Genomic DNA, 1,615 nt, shown 5'->3' on the forward strand with positions numbered 1-1,615 from the left:
GCGCCCAAAGCGGTTTCTTGTGCCATTGCGGTTGTATTCCTCTAATATAAATCCGTATTTTCGTCATACGGCAATAAGGTGCTATTGTAGTATAAAGACTGTGATTTGGCTAAATTTTTCTGAGAATATTCAGAAATAAACGGTTATTGTCCCAGTTTGGCAATGTCCGGTGTATTAACTTGAACATCAGCATTTTGCGCACGATGGCGTAAGGCGTGGTCGATCAAGACCAATGCCAGCATGGCTTCGGCAATCGGGGCGGCGCGTAATCCGACGCAGGGGTCGTGGCGGCCGTGTGTGGCAAGCTCGACAGGGTTGCCCTCTATATCAATGCTCCGGCGCGGTGTGGCGATAGAACTGGTCGGCTTGATGGCAATATTCACATGAATGTCTTGCCCGGTGCTGATGCCGCCCAAGATGCCGCCTGAGTGATTGGATAGAAAGCCTTGAGGCATGAGCTCATCGCCATGCTCGCTGCCGCGTTGCGTTACACTATCAAAACCTGCGCCGATTTCCACTCCTTTGACGGCATTAATGCCCATCATGGCATAGGCAATTTCTGCATCGAGGCGGTCAAAAACCGGTTCGCCCAAGCCGACAGGGACGTTGGCTGCTTCGATGTGAAGTTTTGCTCCGACAGAATCCAATGATTTGCGCACGCTGTCCATATAGTTTTCCAAGTCCTCAATTTGGCTTTGGTTTGCTGCAAAAAAAGGATTTTGGGAAATATATTCGTAGCTTTCAAACTGGATTTCTTTTTCGCCGACTTGGGTCACGTAGGCGGTAATTTCCGTGCCGAATTTTTCTTTCAGCCATTTTTTTGCAACAGCTCCGGCGGCAACGCGTGCAGCGGTTTCACGGGCGGAGCTTCTGCCGCCGCCGCGATAGTCGCGTGTACCGTATTTATGCCAGTAGGTGTAATCGGCATGTCCGGGGCGGAAGCTGGTGGCGATATTGCCATAGTCTTTGCTGCGTTGGTCGGTATTGCGAATTAGGAGGGCGATAGGTGTACCGGTGGTTTTGCCTTCGAATACGCCGGAGAGGATTTCGACTTGGTCGGCTTCGCGGCGTTGGGTAACGTGGCGGCTGGTGCCGGGTTTGCGGCGGTCAAGGTCATATTGGATATCCGCTTCGCTCAATTCTAATCCGGACGGGCAGCCGTCGATAATGCAGCCCAAGCCTGCGCCGTGGCTTTCGCCGAAAGTGGTAACGGTAAAGATTTGTCCGAAGGTGTTGCCTGCCATAGGGATACTCTTTTGAAATTGGGTTTGGAAATTTTTTGCTTGTTTGGATAATTCTCAGGCCGTCTGAACGGTGAAACGAGAATCTTTGACTTCGTTGTCACATCTGTTCAGACGGCCTTTTGAGATGACTGCTTAGTTCAATTTACCGTGGCACTGTTTGTATTTCAGGCCGCTGCCGCAAGGGCAAGGATCGTTGCGGTGAACAATCAGACCGTTTTGTGCAAGCGCTTCAGGGCTGAAGTCTGTGCCGTCAGGGTCGAACGCTTCGGTAACCAAATCGGTTTGCGATTGACCGAGCAATTCTTCCATATCAGGCGCATCGGAGTGGACAGTTTGAACATCGCTGACGCTTTGTGCAGCATGTCTATTAT

General features: G+C 51.0%; 2 protein-coding genes. Both read right to left on the bottom strand.

The genetic code is table 11. The features are described from left to right. Positions 1 to 143: 143 nt before the first annotated feature. On the bottom strand, positions 144 to 1,244 hold the full coding sequence (gene aroC / locus ACTHUM_RS13435) for a chorismate synthase (RefSeq protein ID WP_440403106.1): 1,101 nt from the start codon (positions 1,242 to 1,244) through the stop codon (positions 144 to 146). Positions 1,245 to 1,376: 132 nt separating this feature from the next. Beyond that, a partial coding sequence (locus ACTHUM_RS13440; protein ID WP_440403107.1) for an SEC-C metal-binding domain-containing protein occupies positions 1,377 to 1,615 on the bottom strand: 239 nt, incomplete at its 5' end.

Source organism: Neisseria sp. P0021.S006 (assembly GCF_051956895.1).

Excerpts from the sequence above, each read along its gene's own strand:
- aroC (WP_440403106.1), bottom strand. The coding sequence starts at position 1,244 with ATGGCAGGCAACACCTTCGGACAAATCTTTACCGTTACCACTTTCGGC.